10 protein-coding genes and 1 rRNA gene are annotated in these 16,408 nt (G+C 61.9%); 3 read left to right on the top strand and 8 right to left on the bottom strand.

The window, feature by feature from the left end:
* The 7 genes from PCJ49_RS19450 to PCJ49_RS19420 form a co-directional block, all read right to left on the bottom strand.
* A 16S ribosomal RNA gene (locus PCJ49_RS19450) occupies positions 1-201 on the bottom strand; the annotation flags it as partial.
* A gap of 722 nt (positions 202-923) precedes the next feature.
* Complete coding sequence (locus PCJ49_RS19445; RefSeq protein ID WP_269912397.1) at positions 924-1,550, bottom strand: hypothetical protein; 627 nt, start codon at positions 1,548-1,550, stop codon at positions 924-926.
* 57 nt (positions 1,551-1,607) lie between these two features.
* Positions 1,608-3,230 (bottom strand): fumarate hydratase, encoded by a 1,623-nt coding sequence (locus PCJ49_RS19440; protein WP_089289585.1) that lies wholly within the window; start codon positions 3,228-3,230, stop codon positions 1,608-1,610.
* A gap of 158 nt (positions 3,231-3,388) precedes the next feature.
* Positions 3,389-3,739 (bottom strand): RidA family protein, encoded by a 351-nt coding sequence (locus tag PCJ49_RS19435; RefSeq protein ID WP_089289584.1) that lies wholly within the window; start codon positions 3,737-3,739, stop codon positions 3,389-3,391.
* A gap of 171 nt (positions 3,740-3,910) precedes the next feature.
* On the bottom strand, positions 3,911-5,449 hold the full coding sequence (locus PCJ49_RS19430; protein WP_269912396.1) for a DHA2 family efflux MFS transporter permease subunit: 1,539 nt from the start codon (positions 5,447-5,449) through the stop codon (positions 3,911-3,913).
* Between the two features lie 54 nt (positions 5,450-5,503).
* Positions 5,504-6,577: an HlyD family secretion protein gene (locus tag PCJ49_RS19425; protein WP_269912395.1), complete on the bottom strand. Its 1,074-nt coding sequence runs from the start codon at positions 6,575-6,577 to the stop codon at positions 5,504-5,506.
* The gene (locus PCJ49_RS19420) at positions 6,574-7,041 is read right to left on the bottom strand and encodes a MarR family transcriptional regulator (RefSeq protein WP_269912394.1); all 468 of its coding nucleotides are present in this window, start codon (positions 7,039-7,041) and stop codon (positions 6,574-6,576) included. The genes PCJ49_RS19425 and PCJ49_RS19420 overlap by 4 nt, the downstream gene beginning before the upstream one ends.
* A 175-nt stretch (positions 7,042-7,216) precedes the next feature.
* Between PCJ49_RS19420 and PCJ49_RS19415 the strand changes: the two genes are divergently transcribed.
* Positions 7,217-7,591, top strand: a complete 375-nt coding sequence (locus tag PCJ49_RS19415; RefSeq protein ID WP_269912393.1) for a hypothetical protein — start codon at positions 7,217-7,219, stop codon at positions 7,589-7,591.
* 103 nt (positions 7,592-7,694) lie between these two features.
* Positions 7,695-10,235: a protein translocase subunit SecD gene (gene secD, locus PCJ49_RS19410; protein ID WP_269912392.1), complete on the top strand. Its 2,541-nt coding sequence runs from the start codon at positions 7,695-7,697 to the stop codon at positions 10,233-10,235.
* A 192-nt stretch (positions 10,236-10,427) separates the two neighbouring features.
* Here secD and PCJ49_RS19405 read toward each other — a convergent pair whose 3' ends face one another.
* Positions 10,428-13,391 carry a TonB-dependent receptor gene (locus PCJ49_RS19405; protein WP_269912391.1) on the bottom strand — a complete coding sequence of 988 codons (2,964 nt, stop codon included), beginning with the start codon at positions 13,389-13,391 and terminating at the stop codon, positions 10,428-10,430.
* A gap of 446 nt (positions 13,392-13,837) precedes the next feature.
* Between PCJ49_RS19405 and PCJ49_RS19400 the strand changes: the two genes are divergently transcribed.
* Positions 13,838-16,393, top strand: coding sequence for an exo 1,3/1,4-beta-D-glucan glucohydrolase (locus PCJ49_RS19400; RefSeq protein WP_269912390.1), 2,556 nt, complete (start codon positions 13,838-13,840; stop codon positions 16,391-16,393).
* The last annotated feature ends 15 nt before the right edge of the window (positions 16,394-16,408 follow it).

Raw genomic sequence — 16,408 nt, 5'->3', positions numbered from 1 at the left:
GGGCTGCTCCTTTGGCGATAAATCTTTCCCCCGTAGGGCTCATCCGGTATTAGCGTTCGTTTCCAAACGTTATTCCGAACCAAAGGATACATTCCCACGTGTTACTCACCCGTGCGCCACTCACCTTGCGGTGCGTTCGACTTGCATGTGTTAGGCCTGCCGCCAGCGTTCGTTCTGAGCCAGGATCAAACTCTCAGGTTTTATGCGACCAGCTAGCCACCGAAGCGACCAACCAATCTCAAAGACGGGTATCGTACTAAACAACACCTTACCTAAGCATTCATCCGGCCATCCACTGTCACCAATGGACAGCGTTCAGAGCATGCTTGCTTGCAAGATGCACATTCAACGACACCCGAAAAACGAGCCTGACTTCCGCTCATTCCCCGGACACGCCGCCTGCGCATCCCTTCTCTCAATCGATTTACTTGTCCAAGAACCCGGCTAAAAGCCGAAAACCCTTCATCCCGACCGGAAAACCAGTCGACACCGGCACCCACAAAAGCAGGAGGTTCATGCCGCGCAGTCAACCAGCGCATCCGCCAGAGACTGCAAATCCATCGTCGGCAGCGGCGCCGCCGTCGTTGGTGGAGCGCTTTCTAAACACCTCCAACCAACCCGTCAACCGTTTTTTTTCACCGTCCTGAACTTTTTTCTCCGCAGCGCCGAAGCGCTACAAAAAGCACAGAACCAATCCGGTCAACGGACCATCAAGCAAAACGCCCACCAGAACCAAGTCCAGCAGACATAATGCCCAACAGCACGATAGATCATTCCACTTGTCCGAAGGCCGAAGCCTTCAAAGAACCAACCGCCGAACAACACCTCAACGAGACCAGTCGTTCGCGGGGTAGTCTTTATAGCGCTGGTCGGGCGGTCGCGCAACACAAATTTACGCCAACTGCCACAAAAGTGAAACACGCTCACTCATGGCAGAGGTGAGGAGCAGTGAATGTCGCGAGATCAGCAAGGGAAGCGGCCGCCTCTGTCCGCAGGGCACCGGCCGTCGCCGTCGGCAAAAGCGGGACTGATGGCTCTTCAAGAGTTTGGTGCAACCACCAAGCCTGATCAGCGCGGTACTTCCTTGTGGAAAGCTTAGCTGCGTAGTTTCCGGGGAACTGCGTCGCCAAACGGTCGATAAATTTGGCTGACTCTGCGCCCACAGGGGCAATAAACTCCCCATCAATATCCGGCACGATATATAATTCGATATGGATGGCAGTGTAATGACCTTCTGGCTGACGCTTCAGCCAAAACAGGATGTACTGGATGTCTGAATTTAGCCAAGTGTGCATTTCGTGCACAACGGTGAAGAATGGCTCGGGCATCTCCCCCAGGAGTTTCTTTTCGATTGCAAAATTTAAACGCCAGGGCCAGCTCCAGTTAGCCAGGGGATCGTGGGCGTCCTTTGGTGGCAACGGATTTGGGTCTTGAGTGAGCAGCTTGGCAACAACAACTGCATCAAAACAGGTAGGTTTCCCTGAATCGGCAGCGATGGAGGGGGGCGATACCAAAAACAGGAAAAAAAGAAAAAGGATGGCGCGAATCATTCGGCCATCCTAATTCCAATTTAATCCAAACGGTAGGGTAAATGCACCCCAGCGAACTTACTTCGTCGCTTCGAAGAAATCATTGCCCTTGTCATCGGTGATGATGAAGGCGGGGAAATCCTCCACCTCGATGCGCCAGATGGCTTCCATCCCCAGTTCGGGGAAGGCGATACATTCGACCTTCTTGATGCAATCCTGGGCCAGACGGGCGGCCGCACCACCGATGGAGCCCAGATAGAAACCGCCATGTTTCTGGCAGGCATTTTTCACCGCCGGCGAGCGGTTGCCCTTGGCCAGCATGACAAAAGAACCGCCCGCTGCCTGGAACTGATCGACGAAACTGTCCATGCGGCCAGCCGTCGTCGGGCCGAAGGAGCCCGAGGCGTAACCCTCCGGCGTCTTGGCCGGACCGGCATAATAGATCGGGTGGTTCTTGAAATAATCCGGCAGCGGCTGGCCCGCATCCAGGGCGGCGCGCAGCTTGGCATGGGCACTGTCACGCGCCACGATCAGCGGGCCAGTCAGCGAAACGCGGGTGCGGATCGGGTACTGGGTCAGTGTCGCCCTGATCTCCGCCATCGGCTTGGTCAGATCGATCTTCACCACCTCGTCGGAGAGGGAGGAGGCATCCACTTCCGGCAGGAAGCGGGCGGGATCGGTTTCCAACTGTTCCAGATAGATACCGTCCTTGGTGATCTTGCCCAAGGCCTGACGGTCGGCCGAGCAGGAGACGCCAATACCGATCGGCAGCGAGGCACCATGGCGCGGCAGGCGGATCACCCGGACATCATGGCAAAAATATTTGCCGCCGAACTGCGCGCCGATGCCCAGCTTCTGGGAAGCGGCGAACAAAGCCTGTTCCATCTCCAGATCACGATAGGCATGGCCGCTTTCCGAACCTTGCGTCGGCAGCCCATCATAATAGCGGGCGGAGGCCAGCTTCACCGTCTTCAGGTTCAGTTCCGCCGAGAGACCACCGATCACCACCGACAGATGGTAGGGCGGGCAGGCCGAGGTGCCCAGCGAGGCCATCTTCTCTTCAATGAAGGGGATCAGCCGGTCGGGCGCCAGCACGGACGGCGTGGCCTGGAACAGGAAGGTCTTGTTGGCGGAACCGCCGCCCTTGGCCATGAAGAAGAACTTATAGGCATCCTCCCCCTCGGCATAGATCTCGATCTGGCCGGGCAGGTTGGTGCGGGTGTTCTTCTCCTCATACATGGAGAGCGGGGCCACCTGGCTGTAGCGCAGATTGCGCTTCAGATAGGCGTCGCGGATGCCATCGGCCAGCGCCAGATCGTCGGCCCCCTTGGTCCAGACGCGGCGGCCCTTTTTGCCCATGACAATGGCGGTGCCGGTATCCTGGCACATGGGCAGCACGCCACCGGCGGCGATGGAGGCGTTCTTCAGCAGGTCGAGCGCCACGAAACGGTCGTTGGCCGAGGCCTCCTTGTCATCCAGGATCTTGGCCAATTGAGCCAGATGGCCGGGACGCAGCAGGTGGTTGATGTCGATGAAGGCCTGCTCGGCCAGCAGGCGCATCCCCTCCGGCTCCACCTTGAGGATGCTTTCGCCCTCAAACTCGCTGACCGAGACATAATCGGCGGTCAGCTTGCGATAGGGGGTCTTGTCCTCGCCAAGCGGGAACAGGCTGAAGCTCTGGGGCGAAAGATCATCAGGCATGGTTGCTCACCAATCCGGGGCTTTTGGGGGTGGCGGGCCGGGCCGCCATGATATGGCGCATCACATAGCGCGTCGGCCCCGCCACCGCCAGTGCGGCGAGAGGGGCGGGGCCGAAAGTGGGGGGTGATTGCTCACCCCCGCGCAGCCGGGAGCCGGGATCAGCCCTGGGCCGCGACGCAGACGATTTCCACCAGATAGCCGGGGGCGGCCAGGCGGGCCTCCACCGTGGCGCGGGCCGGCGGGTTGGACTGGTCCACCCAGGCGTCCCACACCTCGTTCATGGCGGCGAAATTGCCGATGCTGGACAGGTAGATGGTGGTGGAGAGGATGCGCGACTTGGAGCTGCCGGCGGCGGCCAGCAGCGCATCGATCTGCGCCAGCACCTGGGCGGTCTGGCCCTTGATGTCGGCACTATTGTCGGCGGCGACCTGACCGGCCAGATAGACGGTGCCGTTATGGATGGCTGCTTCGCTCATGCGGCGGCCGGGCTGAAGACGGACGATGCTCACGGTCGTGGAATCCTCTTGATACCGGTGCCGCCGCCCGGATGGCGGCGGGCTGCCCTTGGCAATAAGGCGCAGATGCCCCGCCCGCAAGCAGCGGACAGGGCAAGGCAGGGGATGCCAGACATGCAATCCTTGCCGGTTATTGCCCAAACACACCCGTCACCGGCAGGATGATTACTCCATCACCGCCGGATGATCATCCCCGCCCAGTGCACGGGGGGCGGGTTTGCGAAGCAGCAGCAATAGGGGGGCAATGCCCAGCGTCACCAGCATCATCAGCTTGAAATCATTGAGATAGGCAATCATCGCCGCCTGCTGGTTGACCATGGCATCGACCATGGCCAGCCCCTTTGCGGGCGAGATTGACCCGAGCAGGGCCAGGTAGGAATCAAGCTGTACGCGGAACGGGTTGATGAAGGCGCCCAGTTCGGCATGGTTGATCTGGGTATTTTGGGCCAGCAGGCTGGTAACAGCCGAAACCCCGACACTGCTGCCCAGATTGCGCAGCAGGCTGAACAGGCTGGCGGCATCCGTGCGATCCTGCGGGGCCAAGGTGGCAAAGGCCAGGGTGGACAGCGGAACGAAGATCAAACCCAGACCCAGCCCCTGAATGATGCCACTGGTGATGATCGGCCCCATGCCCATGACAATGGTATATTCCGTCATCAGATGCAGCGACCAGGCGGTCAGCCCCAACCCGGCCAGGATCATCAGCCGGGCATCAACACGCTGGACCAGACGGCCGACGGCGATCATGCTGACCATCACCCCCACCCCGCGCGGCGCGATGACCAGACCGGTGGTGATGGTGGGATAACCCATCAGCCGTTGCAGCAGGGGCGGCAGCAATGCCATGGCCGCCAGCACGATTACGCCCACCACGAAAATCAGCACCAGCCCGACCGCCAGATTGCGATCCCGCAGGATGCGCGGTTCGATAAAGGGTTTTTCTGCCGTCAGGATATGAATGATGAAGGCCCAGAGGGCGCAGAGCGCCACGGCCGTTTCCAGCCAGATTTCCGTGGAAGCGAACCAGTCCAACTGTTCGCCACGGTCCAGCATCATCTGCAAACCGCCCACGGCGAGGCTGAGCAGGGCGAAACCAAGGAAATCGAAACCGCGCGGCCGGGTGGTCGAACGGGGCAGCCAGATCAGCATCCCGATGAAGGCCACAATACCGATCGGCAGGTTGATGTAGAAAACCCACCGCCAGTCCAGCATCTCCGTCAGGTAGCCGCCCAGCGTCGGCCCGATGATGGGGCCGACCATGATGCCCGCCCCCCACATGGCCATGGCCTGACCATGGCGTTCCTTGGGGTTGATGTTCAACAGCACCGTCTGGGACAGGGGCACCAAGGGGGCACCGAACACGCCCTGTAACAGGCGGAAAACCACCATCTCCTCCAGGCTGGTGGCAATGCCGCACAGCATGGAGAACAGGACGAAGCCACCGACGGAAATGATGAACAGGGTCTTCAACCCCATCCGGTCCGCCAGCCAGCCGGTTACCGGCGTCATGATGGCGGCTGCGACGATATAGGAGGTCAGCACCCAGGTGATGCTGTCCTGTGCCGCGCCCAAGCTGCCCTGCATGGAGGGCAAGGCGACATTGGCGATGGTGGTATCCAGCACCTGCATGACGGTGGCGAGCATGATCGACAGGGTGATCAGCCCGCGATGCTTCACCTCAACCGATTGTTTCGAAGCCGACATGATGGCTTCTCCATTTCATTACGGAAAGGAAATGATGACCGATCCGCCAAGGGTTTACTTTCCAGCCGCCTGGGCTGTTGCCAAGCCGGGCAGGCCACGGCTGTAACCGGTATCGACCTCCACATTCACCGACAGGCCGGCGCGCAGGGGCATATCCGTCGCCTTGTCCAGCACCAGCCGCACCGGCACGCGCTGCACCACCTTCACCCAGTTGCCGGTCGCGTTCTGCGCCGGGATCAGGGAGAATTCCGAACCCGTCCCCGCCCCGATACTTTCCACCCGCGCCGTCAGCGGGCGGTCGGGATAGGCATCCAGCCGCACCGTTGCCGTCTGGCCGGGGATCATGTGGGTGAGGTCGGTTTCCTTGTAATTGGCCTCAATATAGGTGCGGCCGGTTTCCACCAGGCTGAGGGCGGACAGGCCCAACGGCATGAACTGGCCGACATGCAGCCGGTCAGTCTGGCTGACCACCCCATCGGCCGGGGCCGTGATGCTGGTGCGGGCCAGATCCAGGGCGGCCCGTTCCCGCGCGGCCAGGGCCAGCATCACCGAGGGGTGCTTGTCCGTTTCGATTGCCGGGTCACCGCCCAGTGCGGCCAGGGCCGCGGCCACACCCTGCCGGGTCTTGGCGACCCCCTGTTCGGCCATCCGCAGATCATTGCGCACCTCATCCAGCCGGGACTGGGCGGCATAGCCGCTGGTGGCCAGCTTGGACTGGCGGTCAAATTCCCGCCGGCGATAATCCAGCGTCTGTTCCGCCTCCTGCAAGGTCGCCTTTTCCTGGGAATAGGCGGCGCGCATCTGTTCCACCTGCAGGCGGGCGGCGGCAATGCTGGCATCGGCCTGGGCCAGCGCGATGCGATAGGGCTCCGGATCAATGCGGAACAGCAGATCGCCACGCTTCACATGCGCGTTCTCTGCCACCTTCACCTCGGCAATGCGGCCGGAGACTTCCGCCGCGACGGAAATCATATCCTGCTGCACATAGGCATTGTCGGTGCCGATATAGCGCCCGCCCGTGGCCCAGACATAGAGCCCCCCCGCCCCCAGCAGCAGCGGCAGGGAGAGCATCAGACCCAGGCGGCGCGCACGGCCCATACGGGGGGCCTTGGTGCTGTCATCACTCATTTCTTGCCTTCCTCAGCCGGGGAGACCGGCACTGTATTGGATAGATTGCCGCGAACCCGCATCAGCAGTGCCAACAACATCTCCCGTTCCACCGGGCTGAAACCGGCCAACGCCTCGTCATAGATCGCGTTGGCGATGAGGCGCATTTCCGCCACCGCGTCGCGCGCCTTGTCGGTGAGGAACAGCAGCCGGGCACGCCGGTCCCCTGGGTCCGCCCGGCGTTCCACCCAGCCGCCTTCCACCATGCGGTCGATGGTGCGGGTCAGGGTGATCGGCTCGATCTCCAGCAACTCGGCCAGTTCCGCCTGTTTCAGGCCCTCCCCTTGGGAGATCTTGAACATGGCGAACCATTGCGCCCGGGTGGAGCCGGCGGCACGGGCATGTTGGTCGAAACGGCGCCACATCAAGCGCGTCGTCTCCCCCAACAGGGAGCCCAGGGAGAGGGGTATGGGTTGGCTTGTCATGGCTTACATATTATAAGCCTGCTTATTATCAGCAAGATCGGTAAAATAACGGCACCCATGCAGCTGATGCAGGACGCCAACGGTCGGCATCGTGGGCTGTACCCCGGTATCCGCCTTGCCACGCGCCGATACAGGGCGTAATGCTGCACGCTGGTTTCATGGCAGGATGATGGCAGTGCGGGCTCCCCTTTCCCATTGGCGATATTGGCTGGCGGCGGCATTGCTGCTGCTGGCGGGCGCCATGGGCGGGGCGGCGGCGGCACGCCAGCCGGCGGAGAATGCCGGCAATGTCTGTCACCATGGGGATCGTGCCGGCTGTGCCGCCATCCTCACCGCCCCGGCGCAGCCCACCATTCTGCAGGCGCTGAGCCGGCTGGATGGCAAGGCGCTGACCCAGGCCGACGGCCATGCTGCCGGTCTGGTGCCCGACGGCTGGGGCCTGCTGACCATCAGCGGAACGGCGCGGCGCGCCCAGATGCCGGAAAGTCAGGCGCATCGCCGCCGGCTGGCCGGGGGCAGCCACCCGCGCGCGCCACCGGCCAACACCTGAATTCCCTGATCATTCCCCCAAGCGATCACCGCAGGGACCGGACCATCGGTTCGGCCCCCTGTGCGGTATCGCGGCAATCCCCCCTTTGTCGGGATAACAGCCGATGTTGAATTTCTCCAAGCTCCGAACGGCATTGATCCTCGGGATCTGCCTTCTGGGCGTTCTGCTTTCCGTTCCCAGCCTGATCGGGCCGGCGAACATTCCTTCCTGGCTGCCCATGCGGCATTTCAATCTGGGGCTTGACCTGCAGGGCGGTTCCTATCTGCTGCTGGAGGTCGATGCCGAGGCGGTGAAGCGCGAGCGGCTGGAAGGTGCCACCGATGAGGCACGCGGCCTGCTGCGCGCCGGCGATCTGCGGATCGGCGGCGTGGCGGTGGATGGCGATGGCATTCTGGTGCGGCTGGTTGATGCCAATGATGCCGCCCGTGCCGCCGACCTGTTGAAGCCGATGACCATCGGCACCCTGCCGGGCGAACAGGGTGATTTCACCATCACCCAGGAAACCGGCCGCGTCCGCCTCGCCTTTGGCCCGCAGGCCCTGGCCAAGCGGGTCAGCAAGGCGGTGGAACAGTCCCTGGAAATTGTCCGTCGCCGTATCGACGAGACGGGCGTGAACGAGCCCATCGTGGCCCGCCAGGGTGCCGCCCGCGTGCTGGTGCAGCTGCCGGGCGTCACCGACCCGGGCCGCATCAAACGCCTGCTGGGCCAGACCGCCAAGATGACCTTCCATCTGGTGGGTGATGGGTCGCTGGCGCCGGGTTCCGCCGCCCCGCCGGGCTATGACTGGCTGCCCAACAGCGACCGTGCGGCCGGTGAGGGCCGGATGCTGGTGCGCAAGAAGGTGGAGGTGGATGGCTCCACCTTGACCGACGCCCAGCCCTCCCCCGACCCGAAGACCGGTCAGTGGGTGGTTTCCTTCACCTTTGATCAGGTGGGCGCCCGCCGCTTCGCCGATACCACCCGCAACAATGTGAACAAGCCGTTCGCCATCGTGCTGGATGGCAAGGTGATCTCCGCCCCGGTGATCCGGGAGCCGATCGTCGGCGGCCGTGGCCAGATCAGCGGCAATTTCAACGCCCAGTCGGCCACCGAGCTGGCAGTGCTGCTGCGCGCCGGTGCCCTGCCCGCCCCGCTGACCGTGGTGGAAGAACGCTCCATCGGGCCTGAGCTGGGGGCGGACAGCATCAAGGCCGGCCTGATCTCCTGCATCGTCGGTGTGGTGCTGGTGGTCGCTTATATGTGGCTGACCTATGGCATGTTCGGCATTTTTGCCAATATCGCCTTGATCTTTAACCTGTTCCTGACGTTGGCCTGCTTGGCCATGCTGCAGGCGACACTGACCTTGCCCGGCATTGCCGGTATCGTGCTGACGCTTGGCATGTCGGTGGATGCCAACATTCTGATCAATGAGCGTATCAAGGAAGAACTGCGCAAGGGCAAGACGCCGCTGTCAGCGCTGGAAGCAGGCTATACCAAGGCCTTTGCCACCATCACCGACAGTAACCTCACCACGCTGATCAAGATGGTGCTGCTCTATATCGTGGGCACCGGTGCGGTGAAGGGCTTTGCCGTTACCACCTCGCTGGGCATCATCACCTCCATGTTCACCGCCACCCTGGTGGCGCGTCTGCTGACGGCAATCTGGTACAAGCGCCGCCGGCCCAAGAACATCCCGGTTTTTGGCCCCATCAAGCTGAAGACGGTCGGGCTGAACATCTCCTTCATGAAGGGCCGCCATGTCGGTCTGGCCATGTCGGTGGTGCTGTCCACCCTGTCTGTCTTCATGTTCTTCAAGCCCGGCCTGAATTACGGCATCGATTTTGCCGGCGGTATCGTGATGGAAATCCGCACCGAACAGCCGGCGGACTTCGCCAAGCTGCGGGAGGTGATGGAGGGTGTGAATGTCGGGCCGGTGGCCCTGCAATCCTTCGGCACCGACCGCGATGTCATCCTGCGTCTGGAGCGCCAGGAAGGGGCCGAAGCCAACCAGCAGGCCGCCATCAAGGCGGTGACGGACGCGCTGAATCAGCATGTACCGGGTACCGAGGTGCGCCGCGTCGAAGCCGTGGGCGCCTCTGTCTCCGGTGAACTGTTCCATGACGGGATGCTGGCCCTGGGGCTGGCCGCCCTGGCCATGCTGTTCTACATCACCATCCGCTTCGAATGGCAGTTCGGCATCGGTGCTGTGGTGACCATGATGCTGGACGTGACCAAGACCATCGGCTTCTACGCCCTGACGGGGATGCAGTTCAACCTGACGGCCATTGCCGCCATGCTGGCCATCATGGGCTTCTCCATCAATGACAAGGTCGTGGTCTATGACCGCGTGCGTGAGAACCTGCGGCTGTATCGCAAGATGCCGCTGCGGGAGCTGATCGACCGGTCCATCAATGAAACGATGAGCCGTACGATCAACACCAATATCGCCCTGTTCCTGTCGATCCTGCCGCTGGCCCTGTTCGGCGGGGAGGCACTGCGGGAATTTGCCTGGGCGCTGCTGTTCGGCGTGCTGCTGGCCACCTCCTCTTCCATCTTCATCGCCGCCCCGATCCTGCTCTATCTGGGCGAACACCGGCTGCGCAAGACGATGACGGATGGCGAGCCGCCCGCCGTTGAGACGCCGGCCGAACCTGGCAAGGCGTAAAATCGCGTTCCTTGATCACCCCCGGCATCACCCAGATACCGGGGGTTTTCTTTTATTGTTTAGCGGCTCAGGCCGCGCGCGGGCCGGCCAGACAAATCAACGCGCCAACGACGCCACCATCATGCGTCGCCCCCTTGCCAAAACCAAAAAGGGCGCCGGGTTTCCCCGGCGCCCGCACTTGGCGTTTGTCGTTTACAGCTTGAACCGTACCCCCGCCATCACCCGGCGGGAACCCGATCCATAGGAGAAGGGCAGGTTCTTATATTGCAGATACTGGCTCTGATCCTCCTTGGTCAGGTTGATGCCTTCCAGCGTCACCCCGATCTGCTCGGTGACCTGATAGCCGAGCTGGGCATCCAACTGGCCATAGGCGCGGTTCCAGATGCCCAGCGTGCGGTTGACCGCCCCATCGCCGAAACCGAAATTGCCCGCAAAGGATTTGGTCCGCCAGGTATAGGAAAGCCGCGCTTCCAGCCCCTCATATTCGTAATAGACCTGAGCGTTGAAGGCATGCTTGGCCACGCCGGGGATCGGCAACCCCTTGTCAAAATCATTGAAGATCGGCGATTTGCTGTCCGAATAGGTATAGTTGACATTGAAGCCAACGCCCCAATCGAAGGCATATTGAGCACCCAGCTCAAAACCCCGAACCCGTCCGCCCTCACCATTGATCGGGCGGGTGATGGGCGTGTTGCGCCCACCGGCCTGATCCATGACGAATTCCGGCTTGGTTTCGTTGGCAATAAAGCTGTCCACTTCCTTCCAGAAGCCGATCAGCGACACCAGACCCTGGCGACCGAAATAATATTCATAGCCCAGGTCGAACTGCGACGCCCGGAACGGATCGAGATCGGGGTTGCCGGAAGAACCGTTGGTGGCCTCGAACAGGTTGGTGGTCGGGTTACGGGTGAAGTCCACGCGGAAACCGCGCCCCAGATCAAACAGGTTCTGGCGGGCCACCACACGTCCCGCCGCGAAGCGCACCTTCTGTCCCTCATCCAGATCGAACACCATGTTCAGGCTGGGCAGAACATCGGTGTAGGAACGTTCATTGGCGATGGTTTCACTGTCACGCAGCACCCCGTTCCAGCTATCCGTGCCCAGATAAACCGGGTCGGGATCGGTGGCACGGTTCTGATAAACGGTCAGCTTGGTGTGGATCAGCCGGGCGCCGACATTGATGTGATAGCCGTCCCCGGCATCACCGATATCCGCCATCAGATAGCCGGAATGGGTTTCCTCCTTCACCCGGAAACTCTCCAGCGGCTCGGCATAGAAGGCGAACGGCGTGGAGGGGTAAAGCCCCTGGATCCAGGCCTGACCATCCTTCATCTGGCTGCGATCCTGCACCAGGATCTTGCCCCCCGCCACATTGCCCGACGAGAAGAAATTATTGATCGTCTCCAGCCGGCCACTGGCGCCGGTAAAGGTCTGGAACGGCGTGATCAGCGGCGGCGAATTGCCGAAGCGGTTATCGCACTTGGCCGGAATCCCCGGCGTCCCCTTGGGCAGTTCGCAGGATTTGAAGCCGATGGCACCATCTTGGAAATAGCCATAGGGCGTCCATTTCTGCCCGAACTTGGTGCCATCCAGCTCGCCCTTGCCGGAATAATCGGCGAGATAGCGACCCCGGACATAATCCACATCGCGTGAGGCGAAGCGGTAGCCCGCGGAGAGATGAACATTGCCGGCAGCAATGAATTCCGGATCATATTCGCCATCGGCCCGCAGCGAGTAATTCTCCAGATCGGCACGATCGCCAAACACCCAGTGCGATTTGAAATAGCCATAGGCCGGGTTGGTATAAAGATCCGGCGTGCTGGCCAGGGCGAAGCTGGGCAGCTTGCCGTTGCCATTATTATAGGTGAACAGGTAATTGGCCGGTGCCGCCGGGTTGGCCGCCTGATGGCTGTAACCGGTGGGGCTGGTCGGGTCGGCCGTCGGCACATTGTACTTGGTATAGCGCACATCATTATTGGCGCTGTCGCTGTGCAGCTCCGCCGTGGCATAGGCCCCGCGCAGGGAGCCACGGAAGTTCCCGCCGCCATCATATTTCAGCTTCAGGCCGAAATTATCGGCATCGACACTGGAATTCTGCACATAGGAAATGGCTTCCGCGGAATTGGCAATCAGGGTGCCGTTGATCAGCACGCCATTACTGTCAATCGTATAGGGCTTGGTCGTATCCAGGCCGGGGCTTTCCACCGTGAAGGGGAATTTCAGCGACGCCTCGGAGGTCAGAATATCAGATTCCGAATGGAACCAGTCGCCCGACAGTTCCAAGCTGTCATTGAGCACGATGGCACCGCTCAGCGATCCGCCAATACGCTCCCGCGTCTGGTCACGATCCGTGGCGTAGCGATATTCCGGGGCGTAATAGTTGGTCTTGACGGTGGCCTTGTCGCCGCGTTCGGCAAAACGCCAGTTGCCGCGATTCTGCCCGCCCAGCACGTCGGTCTGGGTATTCTGCTTGTCATAGGAGAAGGTGCCGATCAGGGCGGCCTTGTCGCCCCAATTGTAGCCGACGGCCACCGCCCCCAGCGGCTTCCATCCGCCGTCGGCACCACCGGACTTGGCCATGCGGACGTTGCCGGCCGCCGTGATGCCCTCATCCAGTGCCAGCGGATTACGGGTCTTCAGGTTGATGATACCGCCCAGGCCACCTTCCAGCAGCTTGGCATTGGGGGATTTATAGACATCCACCCCGCCCAGCAGTTCCGATGGCACGCCTTCCAGGCTGTCGGTATTGCGGTTCTGGCCTTCGCCCAGGGTGAAAACCTCCAGGCCGGTCAGGAAAATTTCGTCATTCAGCAGGGTGACATTCTGGTCCAGACCACGGATACGGACCTTGGTGCCCTGGCCATTGTCACGATCGATCTGCACGCCCGACAGGCGCTGCAGGCTTTCCGCGATATTCTGGTCGGGGAACTTGCCCATATCCTCTGCGGTGATGGATTCGATGATTTCATTGGCGCTTCGTTTCGTCTGCAGCGCGCTGGCCAGCGACGCCCGGAAACCGGTAACAATGATCTCGTCCATCTGCTGCGCGCTATCGGCCGCCGCCGGGGCGGCCTGGCCCATGGCGGCCGGACTGGCCAGCAGCGCGACAGCGGCGACGGAATGCAGGTAGAGCCCGAGCCTGTTTTTGAAAGGCATCTCTCCCTCCCAGGGATTTATTGCTGTTGGTGTTTGGTCGCAGCTCACCCAAGCCGCGCAGCCCTATTCAGGCGACAGAGAGCGGCTGTCGTCAACGGAAAATGACAGCGCTGTCTATTTTTACGGTTTCAATTTTCATAATTCCTACAACATCATGCGCCGACTCACGCATGTGATCATTTATTATCAATAGGTTAATATATACCTTCCAGCGATTGGCAATAAATTGGACCGATGCAACTTTGCTGCACCCTTTCGCGTTGCAGCATATTTTGCAACGCGAAAGCCGCCAAGGACCGATGATTTTGCCCCGGAATCAGCATTGACAGGGTGGTTTTGTCGCAGGCATAACCTGACAACGCTGTCACGAAGAAGGGCGAAGACAATGACCGCGCGCGCCACCCGCGCCGATGCGGCCTTGATCCGTCGCCAGGGGAGGATTACCGGTGAAAAACACCTATGCGAGATGCGCGGCCGCCTTTGGCATGGTCAGCGCCCTGGCCCTGACCGGCATGGTGTCGGGTTTCCCGGCCATGGCCCAGGAAACGGCGCCGACAGCCGCCCAGTTGCATCCGGAAAAATGGCCGGCACCGGCGCATCAGCGGCTGATCGACCCGGCGATTGAGGCGCGGGTGGAAGCATTGCTGAAGCAACTGTCCCTGGAAGAAAAGGTGGGCCAGGTCATCCAGGGCGATATTGGCAGCATCACCCCGGCGGATTTGCGCAAATACCCGTTAGGCTCCGTGCTGGCGGGGGGCAATTCCGGCCCCGGCGGGGATGATCGCGCCCCGCCGCAGGCCTGGCTTGATCTGGCGGATCAGTTCTATCGCATCTCGCTGGAGAAGCGGCCGGGCCACACACCCATTCCCGTCCTGTTCGGGGTGGATGCCGTGCATGGCCATGGCAATATCGGGGCGGCCACCATTTTCCCGCATAATATCGGGTTGGGGGCCGCCCACGATCCTGACCTGCTGCGCCGGATCGGTGCCGTAACAGCCGTGGAAATGGCCGCCACGGGGATTGACTGGACCTTTGCCCCGGCCCTTTCAGTGGTGCGGGACGACCGCTGGGGCCGCTCTTATGAAGGGTTCTCGGAAGATCCGGAGATCGTCGCCGCCTATTCCAGCGCCATCGTCGAAGGCGTACAGGGCAAGGCCGGCAGCAAGGATTTCATGGCCCCCGGCCGCATTGTCGCCAGCGCCAAGCATTTCCTGGCCGATGGCGGCACGGATAAGGGCCGCGACCAGGGCAATGCCCTGGCCAGTGAAGAGGAGCTGATCCGCATCCATAATGCCGGCTATCCGCCGGCCATTGATGCCGGCGTGCTGACGGTGATGGCCAGTTTCAGCAGCTGGCAGGGTATCAAGCATCATGGCAACAAGGCCCTGTTGACCGATGTGCTGAAAAGCCGGATGGGCTTCAACGGCTTCATCGTCGGCGATTGGAACGCGCATGATCAGGTGCCCGGCTGCACCAAGGTGAATTGCCCCACCGCCATCAATGCCGGGCTGGACATGTTTATGGCCGCCGATGGCTGGAAGCAGCTTTATGAAAATACGCTGGCCCAGGCAAAGGATGGCACCATCCCCATGGCCCGGCTGGATGATGCGGTGCGCCGCATCCTGCGGGTGAAGCTGCTGTCGGGCTTGTTTGAGAAGCCGGCGCCGAAGGACCGGCCGGGCCTGCCGGCGCTCAGCACGCTGGGCAGCCCGGAACATCGCGCCGTGGGGCGGGAGGCGGTGCGTAAGTCGCTGGTGCTGTTGAAGAATGATGCCGGCGTGCTACCGCTGTCGCCGAAGGCGCGGGTGCTGGTGGCCGGCGATGGCGCCGATAATATCGGCAAGCAATCCGGCGGCTGGACCATCTCCTGGCAGGGGACGGGCAATCGCAATGACGAGTTCCCCGGCGCCACCTCCATCCTGGCCGGTATCAAGGCGGCCGTGTCGGCCGCCGGCGGCACGGTCGATTATGACAAGGCCGGCCATTTCAACGCCAAGCCGGATGTTGCCATCGTCGTCTTTGGCGAGGAACCCTATGCCGAGTTCCAGGGCGATGTGGAAACCCTGGAATATCAGCCGGACGAAAAGACGGATCTGGCCCTGCTGAAGAAGCTGCGCGCCCAGGGCATTCCCGTGGTGGCGGTCTTCCTCTCCGGTCGGCCGCTGTGGGTCAATCCGGAACTGAACGCGTCAGACGCGTTCGTTGCCGCCTGGCTGCCGGGGACGGAGGGCGGGGGTATCGCCGATGTGCTGTTCAAAGGGGCAGATGGCAAGATTCGCCATGATTTCAACGGCAAGCTCTCCTTCTCCTGGCCGCGCACGGCGGTGCAGACACCGCTGAACCGGGGGGACAAGGATTACAACCCGCTCTTCGCCTATGGCTATGGCCTGACCTATCAGGACAAGAGCAAGGTTGGCACCCTGCCGGAAGAATCGGGCGTGCCGGCCGGGGCGCGGCAGAATGCTGGCATCTATTTCCGCGCCGGCCGGGCCGCCGCCCCCTGGTCGCTGGGCCTGCGCGATGCGCAGGGCGAACTGCGCGTCACCACCACCACAGCGGCCAGTCCCGGTTCCGTGCTGTCACTGCGCTCCGTCGATGTGGCGGCCCAGGAAGATGCCAAACAGCTCATCTGGTCCGGCAAGGCCGCCGGCAGTCTGGCGATTTCCGGTCGTGCCGTCGATCTCTCCCGCCAGTCAAACGGCGACGTTACCCTGTCCGTCCGCTACCGGGTGGATCAGGCCCCCGGCGGCAAGGTGCAGATGGCGGTGGGTTGTGGCACTGACTGTGCCGGGACGCTGGACGTGACTGACCTGTTGCGCAAGGCGCCGGTTGGCAGCTTTTCCACCCTGAAGATTCCCCTGAAATGCTTCGCCGGGGCCGGCGCCAAGATGGACCGGGTGGAAGCGCCGCTGATCCTGACCAGTTCGTCGACGCTCGGCCTTACCTTCACCGATGTGAAGCTGGAGGCCGACCCGACCAACGCCGTCTGCCCGGCAAGCTGAGCCCGCAGCCGGGAA

Origin of the sequence: Niveispirillum sp. BGYR6 (genome assembly GCF_027568365.1) — a bacterium.
Classification (GTDB): domain Bacteria; phylum Pseudomonadota; class Alphaproteobacteria; order Azospirillales; family Azospirillaceae; genus Niveispirillum.
This window is presented reverse-complemented; position numbering and strand designations above follow the sequence as displayed.

Bases quoted from the DNA above. Each gene is read 5' to 3' on its own strand.
- PCJ49_RS19430 (WP_269912396.1), bottom strand. From the start codon at position 5,449: ATGTCGGCTTCGAAACAATCGGTTGAGGTGAAGCATCGCGGGCTGATC.
- PCJ49_RS19425 (WP_269912395.1), bottom strand. From the start codon at position 6,577: ATGAGTGATGACAGCACCAAGGCCCCCCGTATGGGCCGTGCGCGCCGC.
- PCJ49_RS19420 (WP_269912394.1), bottom strand. From the start codon at position 7,041: ATGACAAGCCAACCCATACCCCTCTCCCTGGGCTCCCTGTTGGGGGAG.
- PCJ49_RS19440 (WP_089289585.1), bottom strand. From the start codon at position 3,230: ATGCCTGATGATCTTTCGCCCCAGAGCTTCAGCCTGTTCCCGCTTGGC.
- PCJ49_RS19445 (WP_269912397.1), bottom strand. From the start codon at position 1,550: ATGATTCGCGCCATCCTTTTTCTTTTTTTCCTGTTTTTGGTATCGCCC.
- secD (WP_269912392.1), top strand. From the start codon at position 7,695: ATGTTGAATTTCTCCAAGCTCCGAACGGCATTGATCCTCGGGATCTGC.
- PCJ49_RS19405 (WP_269912391.1), bottom strand. From the start codon at position 13,391: ATGCCTTTCAAAAACAGGCTCGGGCTCTACCTGCATTCCGTCGCCGCT.